Here is an 18321-nt window from a genome sequence, read left to right on the forward strand (position 1 = left end):
ATACAATTTGAAATCAATTCTAGAACATATCAAGTCACCTAACGAACTAAAAACTTTATCAGTAAAGAATTTAGAGCAACTGGCTGTTGAATTACGTGAGTTCATAATTGATATTGTTTCTGTAAAAGAAGGGCATTTAGGTGCTAGTTTAGGTGTTGTAGAATTGACCATAGCATTACATTATGTTTTCAATACACCCATAGACAAGTTAATATGGGATGTAGGCCACCAAGCATACGGACATAAAATACTGACCGGTAGAAAAGAGGTTTTTGATACCAACAGACAATTAGGTGGCATTAGTGGCTTCCCTAAAATGCAAGAAAGCGAGTATGATGCTTTCGGTACAGGGCACAGCTCTACCTCTATTTCAGCTTTGTTAGGCATGGCTTTAGCAGCACAATTACAAGGGAAGTTAAAACGACAACACATTGCAGTTATTGGTGATGCATCTATTGCAAGCGGTATGGCATTTGAAGGTTTAAATCATGCTGGTGTAACCAATGCAAATATTCTTGTCGTACTCAATGACAATGCTATGGGTATAGACCCAAGCGTAGGTGCATTAAAAAAATACTTAACCAACGTAAAAACAGGTACTGCAAAAGAAGAAAATATCTTCGAGTGCCTTAATTTTAATTATACTGGTCCTATAGACGGTCATGACTTGCCCGTTTTGGTAAAAGAACTAAAACGTTTAAAGAATATTGAAGGTCCTAAGTTATTACATGTAATCACCACAAAAGGAAAAGGGTTACAAAAGGCAGAAGAAAATCAGGTCACCTACCACGCCCCCGGTAAATTTGATAAACAAACAGGTGAGCTACAAAAGAAAACCAGTGCTATTGAACCGCCTAAGTTTCAAGATGTATTCGGTAAAACTTTAGTAGAACTTGCCCTGAAAAATGAGAAAATTGTAGGGATAACTCCAGCCATGCCAACAGGTAGTTCTTTAAAATTTATGATGGAGGTTATACCAGATAGAGCTTTCGATGTTGGTATTGCCGAACAGCATGCAGTAACATTGGCTGCGGGTATGGCAACCGACGGTTTAATTGTATTCTGTAATATTTACTCCACTTTTTTACAACGAGCCTATGATCAAGTTATACACGATGTAGCAATACAAAACCTACCCGTTATTTTCTGTTTGGACCGTGCAGGTTTAGTTGGTGAAGATGGGCCAACGCACCATGGGGTTTTCGATATTTCATATTTAAGGTGTATACCTAACCTTATAATTTGTTCTCCTCTAAACGAAATTGAGCTCAGAAACATCATGTACACGGCTCAGTTAGGTTTAGACCATCCTATTGCGATAAGGTATCCACGTGGACGTGGAAAAGAAGTGAATTGGCAAGTACCAATGAAAAAACTCAATATTGGGGAAGGTCAACTTTTAAAAGAAGGAAGTAAAGTTGCTATTCTAAGCACAGGACCCATTGGCAATATGGTTACGGAATTGATTAATGAATTAGATAGCAACCCAGCAATCGCCCATTATAACTTCCCTTTCATAAAACCTTTAGATTCAACTTTATTAGAAGAAATATTTCAGAAATTTAATCATATCATTACATTAGAAGATGGTTCAGCGATTGGCGGATTTGGAAGTGGTTTGTTAGAATTTGCAAATAATATTGGAATCCATAAAATAATTAAGATATTTGGCATTTCTGATGCTTTTATTACACACGGTGCTACCGAAAAATTGTATGTAAAAGCAGGAATAGATAAGATGTCCGTAAAACAATATGTACAACAATTTCTATGAAAGCCATAGTCTCAAAATTTCTTAAGAGTATATTTATACTACTTATTTTAACAACCTCATTATCTTATGGTCAAGATACTATACCGGCACCTATAATTGTTGATAGTGTAGTGGTAGACAGTATAGCCATTGACACTATAGTTATACGTAGAACGGTAGATAAAATTTATTCGCCTAGAAAAGATGTAAATCTTCAAATACCGAATATAGATTTTAAAAAGACAGAAACGTTACAAGAAGGATTTCAACGTTTTAGAGTTCCATCTTTTTGGGAAACAGAAAATAGTTTCGGCATCAATATAAGTGAAGTTGCCTTTATAAATTGGAATGCAGGTGGAGACAATGCCATAAGTGGCCTAGGTTTTTTGAAGTTTGCCAGAAAGTATAAATTCAGTAATTTCCAATGGGATAATAATTTAGAACTACGCTATGGTTTAAACGCTCAAGAAGGACGCAAGCTTAGAAAAACAGAAGATGTAATTCGTTTAAGTTCAAACCTTGGTTTTAAAAAAAATAATACCAGTAGGTGGTTTTACTCTGTACAACTTAATTTTAATACCCAGTTCTCCAATGGCTACAAGTATCCTGACAGAGATACACCAATTTCTAGATTTATGGCTCCTGGTTATGTACTATTTGGTGCTGGTACCTCTTACATTACCAAAGATGAAAAATTCAATCTCTATTTATCGCCTTTAACTCAAAGATCAACCTTCGTTTTAGATCAAGAATTAGCAAATAATGGTTCTTTTGGTGTTCAAGCGGCAGTTTTAGATGCTGATGGAAATATTATTACACCAGGAAAAAACCATTTATTGGGAATAGGTGTACTCATTACCAATAACTTAAACATCAATGTTGCCGATAATATTGAATTGAAGAGTAGACTGAATTTGTATATGGACTATATTAAAAATTTTGGCAATGTTGACATAGATTGGGAACTCACTCTTAACATGAAAGTAAATAAGTTCATAAGCACAAGTTTAGGCACTCAAATAATATATGATGACGATATTCTTTTTGATGTGGTCAAAAATGATAATGGAACAATAATAGATCCTGGTGTACCTAAAATTCAATTCAAACAAGTACTTGGCGTTGGTATATTATATGGTTTTTAAAGCTGTTTTCCCTTAATCTTATTATGAATATGCACAGCTGCGCTATCAGAAAGACTGGCAACATAACAACACGTATTCAATACAATTTCATATAAAGATGCATCTGTTTGTTGATAGAAACCCGGTAATGTTCTTAAAATGAGCTTATGATAATTAGATGCCTTATTATTTTTCTTTCCAATTAAAGCATCGATATAAACATTTAAAATATCAGAAATAATAGTATACCCAGCAATCTCTTTTTCTACCACTTCTTGAGATTGATATAGTTTTTGAACGCTTAAGCTTATAATATCTTCTATCTGGGCTTTGTATCTACTTTTGTCCAATAAAGAGACTTCAAAAGTGCCATTTAAGATACTTTCTTCATTCTCGACGAATATAGAAACCGCATCTTGTATAAGCGTATTAATTGCTAAGGCTCGTAAATAGCTAAGCCTATCTTCCATATACTCCAAAGAATTATACTTATTGGTATTTATGGTATCCTTAACCAGTTTTATTAAGTATTCTAAGGCATAATCTTCAGAAATAAGACCTAAGTTAATGCCGTCTTCAAAATCAATTATAGTATAACAAATGTCATCTGCAGCTTCTACCAAAAATGTCAATGGATGTCTACCATAAGAAATAGTACCGTTGTTGCTTCTAGTTGATAATCCTAAATCTTGAGCTACTTCGTCAAAAATATATTTTTCACTTTGAAAGAATCCGAATTTCTTATCACAAATGTGTTTACTTGGTTTTTTAGGCAAAGATTCTTTTGGGTATTTCATGAAAGCACCCAACGTAGCATAGCTAAGACGGAGTCCGCCAGAAACCCCAGCCCTATCTTGTGTCATTAATCGAAATCCGTTAGCGTTACCCTCAAAATCGATAATATCTTGGTATTCTACTTCAGAAAGTAACTCCTTAAATTTAAATCCGTTTCCGGTTTTAAAATATTCTCCAATAGCTTTTTCACCACTGTGTCCAAAGGGTGGGTTACCAATATCATGTGCCAAAGCAGCTGCAGCAACAATACCACCAAAATCATTGAATTGATAGCCATGAACCTCTTTTAAATACGGGTGTTTCTCAATAATTTTTTTTCCGGCCAATCTACCTAAACTTCTACCGACGACAGATACTTCAAGACTATGGGTTAATCTAGTATGTACGAAATCAGTTTTTGAAAGCGGTATTACTTGGGTCTTATCTTGTAGACTTCTAAAAGCCGATGAAAATATGATACGGTCGTAATCTACATCGAACCCTAAACGGGTTTCATCTTGCTCATTTCGTAACCTCTTATTTTTATCGCCTTGTCTTCGTAAAGAAAGTAATTGCTCCCAATTCATGCTCATCAATTTTAAAGCCAGCAAGATACGGCATTTGCCCATTTTAATAACCTTAGTATTAATTACAGTAAAATATTCTGTGCTAGAACCTTAACCTTTAAAACATATATTAATAAAGCTTAGATAACCTTATCTTAACCTTGAGTCCTTTTCTTTGCAACAGTTATTTTACTTATGAAGAAAATCTACATTCTGTTCGCTTTAATGATTTGCTCTTTGTCTTTTGCACAAGAGACCAGTTCTATTAAAGGTAAAGTTTTAGACGGCGAGTTTTTTAATGAACCATTATTAATGGCTTCAGTATCTATAGACAACTCCGCTCTTACTACGCATACGAATTTTAGAGGTAATTTTGAATTTAATGAGGTAGCACCTGGCACACATAAAATTTTAGTTCAATTTGTAGGGTATGAACCAATGCACCTAGAAATAACAGTTAAAGAAGGAGAACAAACTGAAATTTTTGAAACCCTTTATGCTAAAAGCCTACCAATGCCTTCTACAGCTAAAGTTAGTGCCACTACAGAAGATGCGCTAAGCACCTTAGAATTAGCTGCAAATAAAACGAAGTAACCTTTCATTTTTCTAAGCATAAGGTACCTTTCAAGTTTTTCATTTAGAAAAGCCCCTTAGATTACAGCAGAAAAAATCCTTTTTCGAAAAGAAATTAGTATTTTCATCCACTAAACTTAGTTTCTTTGTGATAATTAAAAATCATTACAACTTTTACGAAATTAACTTCATAACCTTATTTTAACCTTAATGATAATTTATAGTATCATTTTTGTTCCTTATTTAATTTTTTGATGGGAGAGAACATATATTTATTCATGATTATTGCTCTAGCAGTTTTAGCAATAACAGATTTAATTGTTGGTGTTAGTAATGATGCTGTCAATTTTTTAAATTCGGCAATAGGTTCAAAAGCGATTTCTTTTAAAACAATCATGCTTGTAGCCAGCGTAGGTATTGCCTTCGGAGCAGTTTCTTCAAGCGGAATGATGGAAGTAGCTAGAAAAGGAATATTCAATCCATCAGAATTTGTCTTTGCTGAAATCATGATTGTCTTTATGGCTGTTATGATAACCGATATTCTCTTACTAGATTTTTTCAACACTTTGGGTATGCCTACTTCAACCACGGTATCTATCGTTTTTGAGTTATTAGGTGCAGCCGTTGCTATATCATTAGTTAAAATATATTCAGGAGACGGTAATTTTACCCATCTTTCAAATTACATAAATACAGACAAGGCTACTGAAATTATTATTGGCATACTACTCTCTGTGGTTATAGCCTTTACCATTGGTGCCATTGTTCAATTTTTTACTAGAATTCTATTATCCTTCAAATTCAACGATAAACCAAAATGGGTCGGTGCAATTTTTGGTGGTATGGCTATAACAGCTATCATATACTTCATACTTATTAAAGGTTTAAAAGGAACCTCAATCATAAACCCAGAAACAGCTATTCTTATCTCTGACAATCCTGAGTTATTTCTATTAGGTAATTTTATAATATGGTTTGCGCTATCATGGCTGGCAACTACTTTTATGAAATGGAATATTTATACCATCATTATTATTCTAGGCACGTTTGCATTGGCTATGGCTTTTGCAGGTAATGATTTAGTAAACTTTATTGGTGTACCACTAGCAGCTTACGAATCTTTCTTAAGCTGGTCAGATTCTGGTCAATTGGCTTCTGAATATAATATGAAAGGTTTGGCTGTTGCAGTACAAACACCTACCTATTTACTATTAGCATCAGGGGTTATCATGGTAGTAACATTATGGTTTTCTTCAAAAGCTAAAAACGTTGTAAAAACCAGTGTAGACCTTTCTAGACAAGACGAGGGTGATGAACGTTTTGAGCCTAATTATCTTTCTAGACAAATTGTGAAATTTTCTATTAAAGCATCTGAAAATTTAAACGGGTTAATACCAGTTTCATTACAAAATAGAATTAATACCCAATTTGTAAAGCCAACTTCATATGCCCTAAAGGCAAAGGCAAAAGACCAACCGGCTTTTGACCTTATTAGAGCTTCGGTAAACTTAATGGTAGCAAGTGTATTAATCTCTCTTGCAACCTCATTAAAACTACCGCTATCTACTACATATGTAACATTTATGGTAGCTATGGGAACATCCTTAGCAGATAGAGCTTGGGGTTCTGAAAGTGCCGTATATAGAGTTGCAGGTGTACTTAATGTAATAGGCGGATGGTTCTTTACCGCAATCGTAGCATTCTTAGCTGCAGCAATTATAGCTTACATTATTCACTTAGGTGGTATTTATGCCATCAGTGCATTGTTAGTATTCGCCTTTGTCTTAATTGGTAAAAACTACTTATCTCACACTAAAAAATTAAAAGAGACAAAAGAAGAAGAAATTTTAGAGCGTGCAGAAAGTAGCTCTATTCAAGGTGTTATTGAAGAAAGTGCAAAAAACATTGCCAACGTTGTAAAACGAGCTAACAAAATATACTCTAATTCTATTAACGGATTAGCAAAACAAGACCTCAACTCGCTTCATAAAAACAAGAAGCAGGGCGCTAAATTGGCAAACGAGATTGAAGACTTAAGGAACCATACATTCTATTTTATTAAGAATCTAGAAGAAGCTCATATAGGTGCCAGTAATTTCTACATTAATGCCATGGGGCATTTGACCGATATTTCACAATCGTTGGAGTATATTGGTAAAGTAAGCCATAAGCATGTTAACAATAATCATAAGAAGTTAAAGTACAATCAAATAAAAGAACTTAAGCAGATAGATATAAAATTAGCAGAGATATTAGATAATACTTACCATGCTTTTGAAGAAAGATCGTTTGAAAAAATCGGTACTATTCTTAATAATAAGCAAGAACTATATGATTTAGTTTCTCAAAAAATAAGTGCACAAGTAGAACGTACAAGATCTGAGGAATCAAGTCCTAAAAACACGACCTTGTATTTCACCATCTTGCTTGAGACAAAAGATCTAATGACAGCAACCATGGATCTTTTAGAATTGTATTACAAAGAACATGATGCCGACGTTGCCCCTGCAACCTTAGATTAAGTCATATTCTATATTTAATAAAAACCATATTTATGAAATATATCATCTTGTTCACGGTACTGCTAACAGGTATTTATAATCATGCCCAAGAAATAACCGGCAACGAATTATTAGAACGAGCAATAGCATTTCATGACCCAGAAGACAATTGGCCTACATTTAAAGGTAAAATGCTGATTGAGATGGAAAATCCGAAAGGAAGTCCTCGTAGTACAGTAGTAGAAATGAAATTACCTGAGAATTATTTTAAAACTACCGTTACCAAAGACAATTACGTTATTGAATCTGAATTAGATAACAACGATTGTACTTTAAAATTAAATGGAAGCACTTCTATTTTCCCTAAGATAAAAGATAGCATGAACATTAGCTGTGATCGCGCTAAAATGATGAAGAACTACTACACATATTTATATGGGCTGCCTATGAAATTAAAGGACCCTGGCACCATTATAGATAGCAAAGTGATTAAGAAAACCTTTAAAGGCAAAGAGTACCTAGTTTTAAAAGCTACGTATGAAAAAGAAGTAGGTAACGATACTTGGTACTTCTACTTTGACCCAAAGACTTACGCTATGGAAGTCTATCAATTCTTTCATGATGAAAGTAAAAACGACGGAGAATATATTTTACTTTCTGAAATGATAACCGTAAACGGAATTAAGATACCTAAAGTACGCAAGTGGCATTACAACAAAGGCGATGTATTTTTAGCTACTGATAATCTTCGTAAAGCGAATATTATAGATTAGCGATAAAAATTCATTTCATCCATATATTTCCACACTTCTGGTGGTAATAAAGGTTTAATATTTTTACCCTTCTTATGCTCTCTTCTAATAAAAGTCGAAGAGATTTCCATAATAGGTGCATTTACACGATGTATCTTTTCATGCTCCTTAAATTGATGCTCAATAGCCCCTTCAGATATTCTTGGATAAACATATAGATGATGAAGATCTAAGATAGCTTCATAATTCTTCCACTTATGAAGTCCTTTCAAATTATCCTCGCCCATTATCAATGAGAAATCATATCCTTCGGGGTACTTTTCTCCTAAATGAACAAGCGTATTTATCGTGTAATTTGGTTGCGGCAGATTGAATTCGATATTACTAGGTTTCAACTTTTCATAATCTTTCGTTGCCTCATACACCATTTCGAATCTTTGGTGATTGTCTAAAAGCGTTTTCTTGACTTTAAACGGACTTTGAGGCGTTACTACAAACCAAACCTCATCTAAGTCTGAAAACTCTACCATATGGTTCGCAATAACCAAATGACCGATATGAATAGGGTTAAAGGTGCCAAAATATAATCCTACCTTCTTCATGCTCAGTTATTCTTTATCTTCAGAAACGAAATCGGCTACCAAGTCTATTGCCTCTTGTAAAGCAACATCAAGGTCATAATTCTTAATAATCTTATCAAACTGTGGTGCTGTTGCCAATTCTACAGAAGCTTTTGCAACGCGCATGTTTATTTTGTCTTCGCTTTCGGTGCTTCGCTTTTTAAGTCTAATCTTAAGTTCATCGACACTTGGTGGTTTCACAAAAACAGCCAGTGTCTGATCAGGAAACTTCTTTTTAATTCTTAAACCGCCAACAACATCAATATCAAAAATGACATTCTTGCCTTCTGCCCAAAGTCGTTCTACTTCACTTTTTAAAGTCCCGTAAAAGTTATCTCTATATACTTCTTCCCACTCTAAAAAATCATCATTTTTAATATGATTTTTGAACTCAGAAACTGACATGAAATAATAATGTTCTTTATTCTTCTCTTTACCTCTCCTTGGTCGTGAAGTTGCAGATACAGAAAAAGCCAAATTTAATTCTGGTTGTGCCAATAGATGGCGCACAATGGTTGTTTTCCCACTTCCTGAGGGTGCAGAAAAAATGATTAGCTTACCACCTTTCATCTATAATACGTTTAACATTTGTTCTTTAATCTTCTCTAACTCATCTTTCATTTGCACAACAATTTGTTGCATTGGAGCAAAGTTTGCTTTAGAACCGATCGTATTGATTTCACGACCAATTTCTTGAGAAATAAAGCCTAATTTTTTACCATTACTATCGTCTGACTGTAATGTTTTACTGAAGTAGTCTAAATGATTCGCTAAGCGTACCTTTTCTTCAGTAATATCATATTTCTCTAAATAGTAAATAAGTTCTTGCTCAAATCTATTGGCATCGACATCTGCCTTTAAATCTTGTACTGCCTTTTCTAAACGTTCGCGAATAGTAGATTGTCTATCAGGATCAATGCTTATAACCTCTTCTAATAATTTTTTCAAAGAAGATATTCTTTCTAGAAAATCTTTCTCTAACACACTGCCCTCTTCTGATCTAAACTCATTGATTTCTACCAAAGCACCTTGTAATGCCTCTTTGATAGCCTCATATTCAGATTCATCTATATCTTCCTTATCCGTTTTCATAGCATCAGGAAAACGCAATGCCATTTCTAACAATCTTAAATCATCGCCATCGGCAATGCTCTTTAATTGGTTCATGTATTGTTTTACAGCAACTTCATTAACTTGGGTTGAAGTTGTATCACCTGTAAGCTCAACGTATAGGTTAAAATCTACCTTACCTCTCAACAACGAATTAGCGACCAATTTTCGTAGTTCTAATTCTTTTTCGCGATAACTTGAAGGCATACGTGCATTTAAATCAATGCTCTTGCTATTAAGCGATTTTATTTCTACCGTAATTTTTTTATTAGGCAATTGAACTACATGCTTTCCAAAGCCGGTCATTGATTGAATCATAAATACATTTTAGATTAAGACAAAGGTAAGGTAAATGAAAATTTCAACGATAATCATCTCACCTTACATAATTAATAAAGGAGTAAACAAAAAAATATCTTGTCTACTCCTTAAATTCTAACTGATAAAATATTAAAGTTCTCTTACCCAAATATTTCTAAAACTAACACGACTATCGTCGCCGTGATCTTGTAATAGTAATGGTCCCTTACCATGAGCAGGGTTTTTAGGCCAGCCTATATAAGGGGTCGTACCTTTAAGCTCCACATGATCTTGAACCAAAATTCCGTTATGGATTACAGTAATATCACCTGATTTTATTTTTCCGCCATCAACATTAAATACTGGCGCATGGTAAATAATATCATACGTATTCCAATCACCCGTTGGCACAGAAGCCATAGCTAAAGGCACATGTTGTTTGTAAATAGAACCAACTTGTCCGTTTACATACGTCGGATTATCATTTTGATCTAGAATTTGCACTTCATATATGCCGTTTAGAAAAACACCGCTATTTGCTCTATTCTGATTATCTCTCTGCACTGGCAAAGGAGATTTCCATTCTATATGCAATTGAACGTCTCCAAAATTTTGCTTGGTTTGTATGTTTCCGGTTTTATCATTTACCGTCATACTACCATCTTTGTTTAAATGCCATTTAGCTGCAGTACTATCATTTGTACTGATCCAATTATCTAAATCAGTACCATTAAAAAGCACAACAGCATCACTTGGAGCTGTATTCGTCTCCCCAGGTTTTACCACCGCAACTTTAGGTTCATAAAATTCAGTTCCTTCGGGCGTAGTAGGTTCTTCACCCATGTATTCTTCATAAACGATTACACTATCTATTACAGCTTCAATGCGACTATCAGCATCTACCGTTACTTTTTCTTGACAAGATATTACTCCCAAAGAAGCAGCTAACAGTACTAATGAGTATCTATTTTTCATACCTAAATACAGTTAAAGTTGTTTAATTTTTATGTTTCTAAAAGCGACTATATTACCGTGATCTTGTAATCCGATTTTTCCTTTTGTGTATTTACCAAATCCGTCCCAACCTGCAAATTTAGATTTTGCGACCATAGCATCCCATTGATCATTTGCTACTGGGAATGTTACCATTACAGTTCCGTTTAAGGTAACACTACCTATGTGCGCATTGTGATCTACAGTAATAACCATAGTGTTCCACTCCCCAACAGGGTTAGTAACATCTGTAGCTGGTGAAACCATATCATACAAAGCACCTGCTTGATGCGTTGTACCTGCTTTAGCATCTGGGTGCTTTTCATTATCTAAAATTTGAATCTCAGGACCTGTTTGATAACCCGTCCCAAATTTTTCATCTTCATTAACGCCCCAGAAAACACCACTGTTTCCTGCTTCAGATATTTTCCAATCTAAGCTCAATACAAAATTGGTATAGTCTTGTCTTGTTACAAGATCGTGGTTTGTAGACTCCTCACCCTCTGCAGGAGGCGTATATACTAAAGCGTCACCTTCAATCTTCCAAGCATCACTTACTCCGTCAGTTTTGAACTCTTTCCATTGATCTAATGATGAACCATCGAATAAGACTTCCCAGTCATTTTCAATAATGGCTACTTTTTCAACAGCAGCTTCAGATGTCTCTTTTTTCTCTTCTTTACATGCAATGAATGCCAATAAACAAGCTACACTAGCTATAACTTTCTTCATTTGTGCTCTATTTTAAAGTCCTAGCATTTTCTTCAACATATCCTTGTCAATTTCAGCACCTGCAAAATCATCAAAAGTCTTTTTAGTCGCTTCAATAATATGGTCAGAAATGAATTTTGCTCCTTCACAAGCACCTTGCTCAGGACTCTTAATACAGCATTCCCATTCCATAACCGCCCAAACATCACAACCGTATTGTGTTAATTTAGAAAATATGGTTTTGAAATCTATTTGACCATCACCCAATGAGCGGTATCTACCGGCTCTATCTCCCCAATCATTATAACCACCAAATGCACCTTTCTTACCTGTTGGATTAAACTCAGAATCCTTCACATGAAAAGACTTTATAAATTCATGATAATGATCGATGTACGTGATATAGTCTAATTGTTGCAATACAAAATGACTAGGGTCATAAAGAATATTTACTCTTTTATGGTTACCTGTAGCTTCTAGAAAACGCTCAAAAGTATCGCCATCATGTAAATCTTCACCAGGGTGAATTTCATAACAAACATCAACACCTTCTTTATCAAAATGATTTAAAATCGGAGTCCATCTTTTTGCCAGTTCTTCAAAACCCATTTCCACTAAACCTGCTGGCCTTTGAGGCCAAGGGTGCATGGTATGCCATAATAATGATCCAGAAAAAGTAGCATGAACATTTAACCCAAGTCTTCTACTTGCAGTTGCTGCTTTTTTAACGGTTTCTATTGCCCATTCTGTTCTTGCTTTTGGATTTCCGTGAACATTTTTAGGGGCAAAAGAATCGAACATTAAATCATATGCAGGATTAACCGCTACTAACTGCCCTTGTAAGTGTGTAGAAAGTTCAGTTATTTCTAAACCGTAAGAGTTTACTTTGGCTTTAAGCTCATCGCAGTATGTCTGACTTTCAGCTGCTTTATCCAAATCAATTAAAAAAGTTTCCCACGTCGGAATTTGAATTCCTTTATATCCAAGATCAGCTGCCCATTTACACATTCCGTCTAAAGAATTAAATGGAGCTTTACTGTCTACAAACTGTGCCAAGAATACGGCTGGTCCTTTGATTGTTTTCATAAAAATATACTATCTGTTGTTGTTTGAATTTGTTGTTGTATTTGGGATGTCACATCTCTCAAAAAATCTTATATTTAAGAATTGTATCAGGTTCTTCTCAATACTTTGGAGATTTGCTATAAATATAGGGATTACCATCAGAAAAAGATAAAATTTCAAGCATGAATCAAGATGAAATATTCGACGCAATTGTTGTTGGAACAGGAATAAGTGGTGGCTGGGCTGCTAAGGAATTAACAGAGAATGGCTTAAAAACGCTTGTTTTGGAACGCGGTCCTATGGTAAAGCATGTAGTAGATTATCCTACGATGAACGATGACCCGTGGGATTATCCTTTAAAAGGTAAATTATCTAAGGAGGATGAGAAAAAATATCATGTACAAAAACGCGTAAAATGGGCTCCGACAGAAGACTCAAAGCACTTTTTTGTAAACGATCTTGACCACCCGTATGTAGAAACAAAACGTTTTGACTGGATTCGCGGATATCAAGTTGGTGGTAGATCACTTACTTGGGGTCGTCAAAGCTATCGATGGAGCGATATTGATTTTGAAGCAAATAAAAAAGACGGGGCTGGTGTAGACTGGCCTGTTAGATATAATGATATTTCGCCTTGGTACGATAAAGTTGAAAAATATATTGGGGTAAGTGGCGAAAAATTAGGCTTAGATGTGTTGCCTGATGGCATATTTCAACCCGCTATGAAATTGAATTGTGTTGAAGAAGATTTTAAAAAAACAACTGCCGATAAGTTTGATGATGGTAGACTTGTAACAATCGGTAGAGCTGCCCATATTACAGACCCCAACGCTACATTTGAAGGTCGTGGTGTTTGTCAGAACAGAAATCGTTGCTGGCGCGGGTGTCCATTTGGAGGTTACTTTAGCAGTAACTCATCTACGCTACCTGCAGCGGAACGTACCGGAAACATGACCTTGAGACCAAATTCCATCGTGCATGAAATCATCTATGACGATACCACAAAAAAAGCAACAGGCGTACGAATCATTGATGCTGAAACCAATGAGAAAATTGAATTTAAGGCAAAGGTGATTTTTCTATGCGCATCGGCCATGGCATCGGTTGGCATCTTGCTACAATCTAAATCTGAACGCTTCCCTAACGGATTAGGAAATGATTCTGATGCTTTAGGAAGAGGTATTATGGACCACCATTATAAACTTGGAGCAACTGCTAAAGTTGATGGTTACTTAGATAAGTATTATAAAGGAAGACGTGCGAACGGCTTCTACATACCTCGATTTGTAAACCTGAACGAGAAAACAAAACGCGAAGGTTATTTACGTGGTTTCGGTTACCAAGGCACTGCAAGCAGAGGAGATTGGTCTAAAGAAATTGGCGAGTTAGGGTACGGAAAAGAGCTAAAAGAATCTGTACTAAAACCAGGAAGTTGGACCATTGGAGTAACAGGGTTTGGTGAATTTTTACCATATGACGATAACCGAGTTACCCTAAGCCCTACTGAGAAAGACAAATGGGGATTACCACAATTGGCTTTTGACGTTGAGTTTAAAGAGAACGAGTATAAAATGCGCGAAGACATTAAAAAAGAAATTGTAACGATGTTCAAAGAAGCTGGCTTTAAAGAAGTTTCTTCTTATGATGAACCTAGCGGACCCGGCTTAGGCATTCATGAAATGGGTGGCGCAAGAATGGGGCACAGTGCAAAGACTTCGATTATAAATAAAAATAATCAAGTACATTTGGTACCGAATGTGTATGTGACCGATGGTGCTTTTATGTCATCATCTAGCTGTGTAAATCCGTCATTAACCTATATGGCTTTTACGGCAAGAGCAGCAAACCATGCAGCCGAACAATTAAAAGCAGGAAAATTCGCATAACGTTAAAATTAATTAGCGATTATAACGTTTATTAAATCCTATAGCTTAAAGAAAATAACAACTTATGGAAAATGCTTCAGCCAGAAATATGTGGGGTGACTATTTAAAAAATCACCTCGAAGATGTCTTTCACGAGACACCGAAAACGATGTATTTTGGCGACAATGAACAAGATGCCAACGAAAACGCTAGATTAATACAGAGCGGAGTTAGAAAGGCAATTTCACATTCTTTACTAAGTTTACAAAACCGTAATGAACCTTTACCCAAAATAGGAGATTATATAGTAGTCACAAATTGGAGTGGTGAAGCACAATGTATCGTTGCTACCACCGCCGTTTCTCTTAAACCGTATTTTAGTATTGATTCGAATTATGCTCAATTAGAAGCAAATGGAGACAAATCATTAGACAGTTGGAAAAAGTATCATTGGGATTTTTTTACCAGAGAATTACAAGAATTCAAAAGAGAACCAAGAGAAAGTATGATTGTCGTATGCCAACATTTTAAAGTGGTAAATTCGTAATTATCATTTAAAGTTTATAAAACAAAAAGAGCCGCAAATTGCGGCTCTTTTTTATACTTAATACTTACTTTTAGTTTTCTAAAGCTACCCAAGTATTTCCGCTTTTATGAGAATCTACGGTTGCTTCAATAAAATTCATACCACGAACACCATCTGTCATAGTTGGGAATTCACCATCGTTATACTCTTGACCTCTAATTGCTTTTGCCACACCTTTATAAATGTTAGCCATAGAATCAAAAATACCTTCTGGGTGACCAGCTGGCAACTTGGTTCCGTCTAAAGACAGCTCTGAATTATAAGCATGACCTGGCTTATATATTTGCGTTGGCTCAGTATCACTTAATTTATATAAAAAGTTAGGGCGTTCTTGCTCCCAACGAAAAGCTCCTTTCTCTCCGTAGATTGAAATGGCAAGTCCGTTTTCTTCACCTGTTGCAACTTGGCTACCTCTAATTACCCCTTTAACATGATCTCCCATACGTATAAGAACGGTACCATCAACATCCATCTGGTTATCTTCATAAAGATAATTAAAGTCGCACAGTAGTTCATTGATCTTAAGACCTGTAGTATACTCTACAAGATTAAAGGCATGAACACCTATATCTCCCATACATGAGCTTATACCAGCTTTCTTAGGGTCTAATCTCCAAACAGAAGATCTTTTCTCTTTATCATGAATAATAGTATTGATCCAACCTTGATAGTAAACTGCATCAACTTTATGAATTTTACCTAAAGCTCCAGCTTTGATCATTTCGCGCATTTGGCGTACCATTGGGTAACCTGTATAAGTATGCGTTAAAGCGAAAACAGTACCCGCTTTCTCATGAGATTTCTGCAAATCTTTTGCTTCATCTAAAGTAGTGGTCATCGGTTTTTCACAAATGACATGGAAACCATTATCCAACAACTTTTTAGCCATTGGGTAATGCAAAAAGTTAGGTGTTAGTACAGAACATACTTGAATACGTTCATCTTCTGGTAGTTTTAACTCCTCTTCAATTAAAGTATCAAAATCTTTATAAATTCTATTTAAAGGAACATCTATTTCTTTTGCAAATGCTATACTGGCATCAAAATCAGGATTAAAAACAGCTCCCGTAATTTGATAATTATCATTGATAAAAGAGGCTACTCTATGTAACACACCTATCAGCGAATCTCCTCCTCCACCTAGTATTCCTAATCGTATTTTCTTTGGCATTTTTGTTGTTGTTTTTGTTGTTGTTTTTGTTGTTGTTTTTATTGAAAATAGTATTGTTTAAAATCCCTTCAGATTTACATTGTTGTTCCAATTCGAAAACTGCTTACTGAATTGAGGCTTTAAAAATAACTGCACCACTGGGTAAGAAACAATTTTCAGGCGTTTAAATTAAAGAATTTATCTAAGACTGATATTCTATTTTCTCGGTTTTAAAGAAAATGGCGAACAATATAAATACAGCCAACGCAAAACCAGCCGGATACATCCAGATAGTTTCCCAAACATGTTTGCCGTCATCTAAAAGGTAAGCCGTTGAAATCTTTCCTGCAATCCAAAACCCTATTAACATACCCACACCATAGGTTGCCAATGTTATAAGACCTTGTGCTGAGCTCTTGAATTTTTCACCTGCTTTGCTATCGGTATAGATTTGCCCTGATACAAAGAAAAAATCATAACATATACCATGCAGTGCTATACCGATGATGAGCATAAACCCAAGTTCGTTGACATCACCAAATGCAAATAACAAATAGCGAACGACCCAAGCAGCCATGGCTACAAGAATAGTTTTCTTAAATCCGAATTTGGTAAAGAAATAAGGCAGTAATAACATAAAGGCAATCTCAGAAATTTGACCTAATGTCATTTTCCCTGTCGGGTTATCCATGCCGATTTCAACAAGAAACGGATTTGCATTCTGATAGTAAAATGCCAGCGGAATACATATTAAAACTGAAGAGATAAAGAATATTAAAAAATTCTTATCCTTAAATAAACTCAAGGAATCTAAACCTAAAATTTCTTTTAATCCTAACTTCCCTGAACTAGCTGCTTTTGGCGGTGTTTTAGGTAATGTAAAGCTGAAAAATCCTAATACCAAAGAGGCTATGGCAGTCATTAAAAAAGTGTTTTTTAATAAACCCTGCCCTATATTTTCACCTTGGTCCCAGCTAAAAACATAGCTAATTGAGAGTCCGGCAATAATCCATCCGGCAGTTCCGAATACTCTAATCATTGAAAACTCTTTCGCTGGGTTCTTCATCTGATTAAAGGAAACCGAGTTTACCAATGCCAAAGTGGGCATATATAAAATCATATATACCAAAACCAACATATAAAAATTATCGAAAGCAGCACTTTGGTACATGAAATACATGAGTACCGCACCAAATAGGTGTAAAATCCCTAAAATTCTTTCTGCATTAAAGTATCTGTCGGCTATTATACCGATAACAAAGGGAGCAATAATAGCTCCCCATGATTGTGTTGAAAATGCCAAGGCTATTTCACCGTCTGTTGCTTTTAAATTGTTTCCTAAAAATGTACCTAGAGTCACGAACCACGCACCCCATATAAAAAATTCTAAAAACATCATAAAGCAAAGCTGGGCTCTGACTTTATTTTTCATCTATCTTTTGTAATAAACATAATCTGAACTTATAGGTGTTTCATCATTATTTCTAAAATCTACAGCAATTTGCCCTCTATGACTTGTAGAATGATTGATGATATGAAAAAGAATATCTTGCAAGGTATTGGTAAACAATCGCCCTTCAGTATTCTCATAATCTATACGCTTATCAAAATTATCTGCATTAGTGACTATCTCGAACGAACTCCGTTGATTTTCATAATGTATATCTGCCCAGTTTTTGACATCATGTTCTTGCCAAACCTCGTAATCACTAGGTTTATTTAAAATTCTAGCGTTCCAAAGATGATGCGCATTTAATATATGACTAAATAAACGCATAGTTTCTGGCGGCACTGCATCTAGCGCCAAACACTGTTCTATCAGTTTCTTGTTGCAGTGAAAATTATAATCGAATATTTCATTAAAAAAAGTCTCCATAA

At 35.2% G+C, this 18321-nt stretch carries 17 protein-coding genes; 7 read left to right on the plus strand and 10 right to left on the minus strand.

Annotated elements, in window-relative coordinates; translation table 11 throughout:
• Nucleotides 1-7: 7 nt before the first annotated feature.
• Complete coding sequence (locus Q4500_RS03790) at nt 8-1774, plus strand: 1-deoxy-D-xylulose-5-phosphate synthase (RefSeq protein WP_303598408.1); 1767 nt, start codon at nt 8-10, stop codon at nt 1772-1774.
• The gene (locus Q4500_RS03795; protein WP_303598409.1) at nt 1771-2898 is read left to right on the plus strand and encodes a DUF3078 domain-containing protein; all 1128 of its coding nucleotides are present in this window, start codon (nt 1771-1773) and stop codon (nt 2896-2898) included. The genes Q4500_RS03790 and Q4500_RS03795 overlap by 4 nt, the downstream gene beginning before the upstream one ends.
• On the opposite strand, the gene Q4500_RS03800 is transcribed toward Q4500_RS03795, so the two are convergent.
• Nucleotides 2895-4238, minus strand: coding sequence for a deoxyguanosinetriphosphate triphosphohydrolase (locus Q4500_RS03800; RefSeq protein ID WP_303598410.1), 1344 nt, complete (start codon nt 4236-4238; stop codon nt 2895-2897). The two genes, Q4500_RS03795 and Q4500_RS03800, sit on opposite strands and share 4 nt — an antisense overlap.
• Nucleotides 4239-4412: 174 nt before the next feature.
• Here Q4500_RS03800 and Q4500_RS03805 point away from each other — a divergent pair, with 174 nt between their 5' ends.
• The 3 genes from Q4500_RS03805 to Q4500_RS03815 all read left to right on the plus strand — a co-directional run bounded on the left by Q4500_RS03805 (nt 4413) and on the right by Q4500_RS03815 (nt 8064).
• Nucleotides 4413-4811, plus strand: coding sequence for a carboxypeptidase-like regulatory domain-containing protein (locus Q4500_RS03805; RefSeq protein ID WP_303598411.1), 399 nt, complete (start codon nt 4413-4415; stop codon nt 4809-4811).
• Between the two features lie 233 nt (nt 4812-5044).
• Nucleotides 5045-7312, plus strand: a complete 2268-nt coding sequence (locus Q4500_RS03810; RefSeq protein ID WP_303598412.1) for an inorganic phosphate transporter — start codon at nt 5045-5047, stop codon at nt 7310-7312.
• 32 nt (nt 7313-7344) lie between these two features.
• Nucleotides 7345-8064 carry a DUF6503 family protein gene (locus tag Q4500_RS03815; RefSeq protein ID WP_303598413.1) on the plus strand — a complete coding sequence of 240 codons (720 nt, stop codon included), beginning with the start codon at nt 7345-7347 and terminating at the stop codon, nt 8062-8064.
• Here the strand turns inward: Q4500_RS03815 and nadD are convergent.
• From nadD to Q4500_RS03845, 6 genes are all read right to left on the minus strand, one after another.
• Nucleotides 8061-8645 (minus strand): nicotinate (nicotinamide) nucleotide adenylyltransferase, encoded by a 585-nt coding sequence (nadD, locus tag Q4500_RS03820; protein ID WP_303598414.1) that lies wholly within the window; start codon nt 8643-8645, stop codon nt 8061-8063. The two genes, Q4500_RS03815 and nadD, sit on opposite strands and share 4 nt — an antisense overlap.
• Before the next feature lie 6 nt (nt 8646-8651).
• On the minus strand, nt 8652-9233 hold the full coding sequence (gmk, locus tag Q4500_RS03825; protein WP_303598415.1) for a guanylate kinase: 582 nt from the start codon (nt 9231-9233) through the stop codon (nt 8652-8654).
• Nucleotides 9234-10091: a YicC/YloC family endoribonuclease gene (locus tag Q4500_RS03830; RefSeq protein WP_303598416.1), complete on the minus strand. Its 858-nt coding sequence runs from the start codon at nt 10089-10091 to the stop codon at nt 9234-9236. It lies immediately after the preceding gene.
• Nucleotides 10092-10223: 132 nt separating this feature from the next.
• The gene (locus Q4500_RS03835; protein WP_303598417.1) at nt 10224-11048 is read right to left on the minus strand and encodes a DUF1080 domain-containing protein; all 825 of its coding nucleotides are present in this window, start codon (nt 11046-11048) and stop codon (nt 10224-10226) included.
• A 12-nt stretch (nt 11049-11060) separates the two neighbouring features.
• Nucleotides 11061-11798, minus strand: coding sequence for a DUF1080 domain-containing protein (locus Q4500_RS03840; RefSeq protein ID WP_303598418.1), 738 nt, complete (start codon nt 11796-11798; stop codon nt 11061-11063).
• 12 nt (nt 11799-11810) lie between these two features.
• On the minus strand, nt 11811-12863 hold the full coding sequence (locus Q4500_RS03845; RefSeq protein ID WP_303598419.1) for a sugar phosphate isomerase/epimerase: 1053 nt from the start codon (nt 12861-12863) through the stop codon (nt 11811-11813).
• A gap of 161 nt (nt 12864-13024) precedes the next feature.
• On the opposite strand from Q4500_RS03845, the gene Q4500_RS03850 reads away from it, so the two are divergent.
• Complete coding sequence (locus Q4500_RS03850; protein ID WP_303598420.1) at nt 13025-14728, plus strand: GMC oxidoreductase; 1704 nt, start codon at nt 13025-13027, stop codon at nt 14726-14728.
• Nucleotides 14729-14792: 64 nt separating this feature from the next.
• Complete coding sequence (locus tag Q4500_RS03855; RefSeq protein ID WP_303598421.1) at nt 14793-15254, plus strand: ASCH domain-containing protein; 462 nt, start codon at nt 14793-14795, stop codon at nt 15252-15254.
• 70 nt (nt 15255-15324) lie between these two features.
• Here Q4500_RS03855 and Q4500_RS03860 read toward each other — a convergent pair whose 3' ends face one another.
• From Q4500_RS03860 to Q4500_RS03870, 3 genes are all read right to left on the minus strand, one after another.
• Nucleotides 15325-16464 carry a Gfo/Idh/MocA family protein gene (locus Q4500_RS03860; protein ID WP_303598422.1) on the minus strand — a complete coding sequence of 380 codons (1140 nt, stop codon included), beginning with the start codon at nt 16462-16464 and terminating at the stop codon, nt 15325-15327.
• A 181-nt stretch (nt 16465-16645) separates the two neighbouring features.
• Complete coding sequence (locus Q4500_RS03865) at nt 16646-17875, minus strand: nucleoside permease (RefSeq protein WP_303598423.1); 1230 nt, start codon at nt 17873-17875, stop codon at nt 16646-16648.
• On the minus strand, nt 17876-18319 hold the full coding sequence (locus tag Q4500_RS03870; RefSeq protein ID WP_303598424.1) for a DinB family protein: 444 nt from the start codon (nt 18317-18319) through the stop codon (nt 17876-17878).
• Nucleotides 18320-18321 lie beyond the last annotated feature (2 nt).

Source organism: Maribacter sp. 1_MG-2023, from assembly GCF_030547005.1.
Lineage (GTDB): Bacteria > Bacteroidota > Bacteroidia > Flavobacteriales > Flavobacteriaceae > Maribacter.